The sequence below is a fragment of the Shewanella olleyana genome (assembly GCF_023283825.1).
In the GTDB taxonomy this organism is placed as follows: Bacteria; Pseudomonadota; Gammaproteobacteria; order Enterobacterales; family Shewanellaceae; genus Shewanella; species Shewanella olleyana.
Map to the genome: position 1 here is coordinate 1 of NZ_JAKILD010000056.1, position 5,914 is coordinate 5,914.

5 protein-coding genes are annotated in these 5,914 nt (G+C 39.9%); 3 read left to right on the forward strand and 2 right to left on the reverse strand.

The window, feature by feature from the left end; translation table 11 throughout:
• Window positions 1-333 precede the first annotated feature (333 nt).
• Window positions 334-2,208 carry a DUF294 nucleotidyltransferase-like domain-containing protein gene (locus tag L2735_RS19680; protein ID WP_248986287.1) on the forward strand — a complete coding sequence of 625 codons (1,875 nt, stop codon included), beginning with the start codon at window positions 334-336 and terminating at the stop codon, window positions 2,206-2,208.
• Window positions 2,209-2,211: 3 nt separating this feature from the next.
• Complete coding sequence (locus tag L2735_RS19685) at window positions 2,212-2,901, forward strand: exonuclease domain-containing protein (RefSeq protein WP_248986288.1); 690 nt, start codon at window positions 2,212-2,214, stop codon at window positions 2,899-2,901.
• A gap of 94 nt (window positions 2,902-2,995) precedes the next feature.
• Here L2735_RS19685 and L2735_RS19690 read toward each other — a convergent pair whose 3' ends face one another.
• On the reverse strand, window positions 2,996-4,066 hold the full coding sequence (locus tag L2735_RS19690) for a ketoacyl-ACP synthase III (protein WP_248986289.1): 1,071 nt from the start codon (window positions 4,064-4,066) through the stop codon (window positions 2,996-2,998).
• 63 nt (window positions 4,067-4,129) lie between these two features.
• Window positions 4,130-4,801, reverse strand: coding sequence for a GntR family transcriptional regulator (locus L2735_RS19695; RefSeq protein WP_248986290.1), 672 nt, complete (start codon window positions 4,799-4,801; stop codon window positions 4,130-4,132).
• Window positions 4,802-4,958: 157 nt separating this feature from the next.
• Here L2735_RS19695 and gmhB point away from each other — a divergent pair, with 157 nt between their 5' ends.
• On the forward strand, window positions 4,959-5,510 hold the full coding sequence (gene gmhB / locus L2735_RS19700) for a D-glycero-beta-D-manno-heptose 1,7-bisphosphate 7-phosphatase (protein WP_248986291.1): 552 nt from the start codon (window positions 4,959-4,961) through the stop codon (window positions 5,508-5,510).
• The last annotated feature ends 404 nt before the right edge of the window (window positions 5,511-5,914 follow it).

The window sequence follows — 5,914 nt, forward strand, 5'->3', positions numbered from 1 at the left end:
TATTGTTGTGGACTAGGCTCTCGAAGCATGATGATAAACTTGGTTATTATCTGTACTTCTATTAGATCAAAGCCCTAGACGAATGTCTAGGGCTTTGTCAGCAGTCTGAAGAGCGCTTAGGCGCTCTTTTTTATTTCCTTTTTAAGGTAACGACTAAATCATTATTCACATGCCATTTTTATCTATCCACTTTCGAACGTATCTAACCTAAAGTACCTAACCTTAAGTCGAATAGTGCCAAATTTAAGTTTTACGTATAGTTGATATTGTAAAGTTTATTCAAAGCACTGACTTTAAAAGCACTGACGCTAATGTCGTTATGAAGGGGCCAATATGAAAGATGCGAGCGAACTCCAACCTATATTGCAGTTTATTCAAGCATTAGTTCCATTTGACTCTTTATCAGAAGCCAACTTAGTTCGTTGTTGTCAGCAGCTCACCATCGGTTATTACAGTAAACCCAGCAAAGTTGTTCCTTTAGATGAAAACCATCCGCAGCTGTATATTGTAAGAAGCGGTGCATTTGAAGTGAAAGATGATCAAGGGGAATTACTCGATAGGTTAGGTGAAGGGGATTACTTTGGTTTTCCTTCTCTTTTATCAGGGGAGAAAGTCAGTAATCAAGTACAGATTTTAGAAGACAGTCTTGTTTACCATCTAGATCCTGACACTTTCAATTACCTCAGAAATGAAAGTCGAGTTTTCGATCGCTTTTTCAATCGTGCTTTTGCAAAGCGAATGCGCCATCAAGCAAGGTTCAAAGCGAAAGATTTAACCACAACCAGTCGAGTTAATAGCTTGATGTCTGTTGACCCATTAACCATTGATTGCCATGAAACGGTAAGTGAAGCCGCTAAGAAAATGCGCACTGCGAGAGTGTCATCGGTATTAGTCATTGATAATAATAAATTAATAGGCATTTTAACCGATAGAGACTTACGTAATCGGGTATTAGCTGAAGGTTTTGATGGTCAATTAGCTGTCCATCAAGCTATGACTGCAAACCCTAAAACCTTGAGCGCCAATGCTTTGGTGTTTGAAGCCATGTTATTGATGAGCGAGCATGGAATACATCATTTACCCATTATGGCCGAGAGCATTGTAGATGATAAATCCGAACCTGCTGCAGTTGGTATTCTTACCAGCACGGATATTTTGCGTGGCCAAAGCTCTCAGCCATTATTACTTATTGGTGAAATAGAAAGACAGCAAGATATTGAAAGTTTAATTAATGTCAGTAAGCAAATCCCAGTGTTACTGCAAAACCTAATTAGCGCCGATGCGAGAGCTGAAGAAGTCGGCCGAGTGTTAACGTCAGTCACTGATGCATTAACCAGACGATTAATCATCCTAAATCAGCAAATTCTTGGTGCGGCGCCAATGGCATTTTGCTGGTTAGCATTTGGTTCCCAAGGTCGACAAGATCAAGCAGCGTGCAGTGATCAAGACAATGGCCTGTTGTTAGCCCATGAACCTGATGAACACGCCAAAGGCTATTTCGATGCGTTATCTCATGCAGTGTGTGAAGGCTTAGATAAGTGTGGGTATATTTATTGCCCTGGTGACATTATGGCGCAAAACTCTAAATGGCGTTTATCACTTGAGAAATGGCAACGCCATTTCGAGCAGTGGTTAACAGCCCCTGACCCCAAAGCATTAATGCATGCCAGTATCTTTTTTGATATGCGCGCTGTTTATGGTCCCCAGAGTTTGTTTGATCAGCTTCAAGAACACGTACTTGAGCGGACTAAAGATAACGATATCTTTCTTGCTGGTATGGCGGGTAACTCGCTAGTTGAATCGCCGCCATTGGGTTTTTTCAGAAAGTTTGTCCTTGAGCGAGACGGCAGTGAAGTAAAAGGAATGGACTTAAAGCATAAAGGGGTGGCATTGATCAATGATATTGCCAGAGTTTACGCATTAAGTGCAGGTATAACTGAAGTGAATACGCCCAAACGTATTCGCGCCCTTATGGATGCGAATATCATTAATCGTAAAGATGCGCTAAATCTTGCTGATGCTCATGAGTTTATTGCCCATATGCGTCTATCTAATCAAGGTGAGCAGTATACCAGTCAACAAGAAGTGACCAATTACTTAAAGCCTCAGCAAATGTCTTCGTTAATGCGTCATCAATTACGGGATGCATTTAAAGTGGTGCATGACGCCCAATCAGGGCTTCGAATGAAGTTTATGCGGAGCTATTAATTTGTGAATGAGTTATGGCTAAAAGCACGTTTATATTATGAAATGTTTGGTCACAAAGATGTGTTATCTGAATATCATCATGCCTGTTTAACAGCAATTGATAAGTTAATTACGCAGACTCCATTAATGGCAATTGACTTGGAGATGACAGGTCTTGACCCACAACAAGATCAAATTATCAGTATAGGTATTGTCCCCATTGAGCCTGGGACTATTCCGTTATCAATTCCATTGTCAAAAGCGCAGCAGGTTATGATTAATATCGATGGCAGTGTTGGTCAAAGCGCTGCGGTCCATGGCATTGTCGATAATCATTTATCGAGTGCACTGACGTTAGAGCAAGCAATGGAATGGTTTATTGAACAAACTAAGGGGCATATATTAGTTGCACATCACTCACCAATGGATGTTGGCTTTTTACAGTCCCATTTAGCTAAAACCTACAACAGAGCAATTAAGCTACCTTTTATTGATACGTTAGCGTTAGAGAAACAGCGATTACTTCGACAGCATGATGTATTAAAAGAGGGGAGTTTACGTTTAGATGCATGTCGACAGAGATATGGCCTACCAACTTATTCAGGTCATGATGCATTAACGGATGCTTTAGCGTGTGCAGAGCTATTTGTTGCCCAAATAAATGCTATTGGTGACGTTCAGCAATTGTCAGCGTCAGAATTTATCTCAATTTAATATGATGTGATGGCTTTATGGCTGAATTTATAGCCAGTGTTAAAACAAAAAAACCAGCATTATACTGGTTTTTTTATTGAGTTTAACTCACTAATTAGCCACGATTAGTAAAAAAATCAACCCCAGGCTTAATCAGTTCAAGTGCTGTAACTTCACATGGTGGTAGCTCAGCCGTTGGGGCATTAATAGGTGTTGTGCGCTCACCCCATTTGAGTAGTAATGCCGCCGAAGTAAGACCGGCACCAAATGCACATGATAATATTGTCTGGCCAGCAGTCATTCTACCTTGCTCTAGGGCATCACAAATTGCGATAGGAATAGTGGCCGCCGAAGTATTACCGTAATTAGCAATGTTAACGAATGCTTTTTCTTTTGGAATTTTCATACGGCTAATAAGGGTATCAATAATACGCTCATTTGCCTGATGAGGAATGACAAGGTCTACATCTTCTTTTGTCATGTTGCAGTTTTCAAGGACTTTAGTACTTAAGCCGCCCATACCATGAATAGCACGTTTAAAGACTTCTTGACCATTTAAGTTAATGAAGAAATCTAACGAAGATGAATCGAAACGATCCATCTGAGTACCAAAGCCAGATGATAAAATATCGCGAGCAGCTGGGTCGTTGTTTAGCTCGTAGCCAAGTACACCACCAGGCTCATTGCTTGCCTCAATCACAACTGCACCTGCACCGTCACCAAACAAAACAGCGGTTTCGCGACGTGACCAGTCTAGATAAAATGATAATCGCTCAGCGCCAATCACCAAAATCTTTTTATTTTGGCCACTCTTTATTAAAGAGCTACCCATACCTAGTGCGTATAAAAAACCACTGCATGCTGCATTGATATCAAATGCGCCACAGGTTGCGCCTACATTAGCTTGAACTGTGGATGCGATATTTGGAATAAGCGTGTCTGGACTCGCAGTTGCAAGAATAATTAGGTCTAATTCACTGCCATCAATGCCAGCAGCTAGTAACGCATTTTGCGCAGCGACTGTAGCAAGTTCTGACGTGTTCACATGACTGATGTGTCGTTCACTAATGCCTGTACGAGTTTTGATCCACTCGTCAGACGTTTCCATAAAAGTGGCTAAGTCATCGTTGGTCAATTTTGCTGGTGGGACACATTTTCCCCAGCCGGTGATATGAGCATACTGCATGTGTTTATCTCTCAAATAAAATTTAAAATTGTGTGTTAAAACGACACGTAAATTAGTTTTAAATTAATCAATCTGTTGAATGACTAATTTTTTAATGGCTTTTGCTGCATGTAAAATATGCTCACGCAAAAGTTGGGTCGCTTTATCGATATCTTTGTTTTTACATAACTCGAATAATTCGCGATGCTCACGCTCCGCGGTAGGGATCCCACCAGTTAATAATAGCTGTAAGCGAATATAGCGATCGCAGTTATTATTGAGTCCATGTACGACTTCAAGTGTATGTGGTTTATTTGCGGCTTCATATAAACAGGTATGAAACTGAGTATTGAGTTCACTCCAAATAGCAACAGAGTCTTCCAATTTCAAAGCTGATTCTAATTGCGCTAACACTGATTCAGCTTTTTTGAAATCCTCTTCTCGCAAATTAGGAATTGCTCTTGCAAGAAGGTCGGTTTCGATCATAGCCCTTAATTCAAATAATTCTGTGACTTGTTCGACAGAAAGCTCAGTCGCAGTTGCACCTTTATGGGCTTCAAACTTTACTAAGCCTTCAGCTTCTAGCTGAACTAATGCTTCACGTACAGGAATACGACTTACATTGAGCTGCTCAGCAATCGCTGACTGTCTAAGAGGTTCGCCTGCTTTTATATAACCAGACAAAATTTGTTCTCTAAGCGCTTCAACAACGGCTTGGGTACGAGTTTTATGAATTATCGGTTTTATTTGACTCATTACTTCTTAATAAATGCCACAAAATATCTACGGAAGGGTAACCTTTACTGAACCCATTATAAAGTACAACAGCAAAAAATGTTCCTTTTATAATACAAGTGCATAATTTTCTCAGTAATGGGATAATAACCTTAATAGAGAATTTGGGAGTAATACCGTGAATAAAGCCGTTTTTTTAGATCGTGACGGAGTCATTAATATAGACAAAGGTTATGTACACCTTGTAGACGACTTTGAATATATAGAAGGGGTTTTTGAAGCTTGTTTAGCTTTTAAAGAAATGGGCTACAAGATTGTGGTTGTTACTAACCAGTCAGGTATTGCACGTGGAATGTACTCTGAAGATGACTTCCATCATTTAACAGAGTGGATGGATTGGAACTTTGCAGATAAAGGTGTCGAGTTAGATGGCATTTATTATTGTCCTCATCATCCAGTGAAAGGCTTAGGGGAATACAAGCAAGATTGTGTTTGCCGTAAACCTAAACCAGGAATGCTACTTGATGCTGCTGAGTTTCTAAAAATAGATATGGCCAATTCTATTATGGTTGGTGATAAAGCTGATGATATTCGTGCTGCTAAAGCTGCAGGTATCAATACAGCACTATTAGTTAGAAGTGGTAAAGTAGTAGATGAAGCGGGTATTGAGCTTGCCACTGCGGTTGTTGACAGTATTGCAGACGTACCAGCTTACTTAAAACAACAATAAACATCTGTGGAGTCGCCTTTTAATTGCGACAAAACATGTTGGAACGAGCTTTTTTGATGGTTTTCAGCCCGAAACGTTTAAAAAGTGTGCTTTTGAACGGTTTTTTATAAATTAATTAATAAAAGCACTTGCGGGATAAAATGATTTCCCTATAATGCGCAACCACTGACACGGAACAAGGCGTCTGACGCTAGTTACCGAGTACGCTCTTTAACAATTTATCAAGTAATCTGTGTGGACACTCACAGGTGTTGAGTTAATCGAAATTGCTCACTCTTTCTCGTAAAGAATGTAGCAATCAAAATTATTATCAATATTTTCTGAATCACGTAAGTGATGAGTGTTCATAGCAATATGTAACAAACAGGATGTAGATTCTTCCGAGTCTGCATAATGTAATCAGA

Excerpts from the sequence above, each read along its gene's own strand:
- L2735_RS19690 (WP_248986289.1), bottom strand. The coding sequence starts at position 4,066 with ATGCAGTATGCTCATATCACCGGCTGGGGAAAATGTGTCCCACCAGCA.
- L2735_RS19680 (WP_248986287.1), top strand. The coding sequence starts at position 334 with ATGAAAGATGCGAGCGAACTCCAACCTATATTGCAGTTTATTCAAGCA.
- L2735_RS19695 (WP_248986290.1), bottom strand. The coding sequence starts at position 4,801 with ATGAGTCAAATAAAACCGATAATTCATAAAACTCGTACCCAAGCCGTT.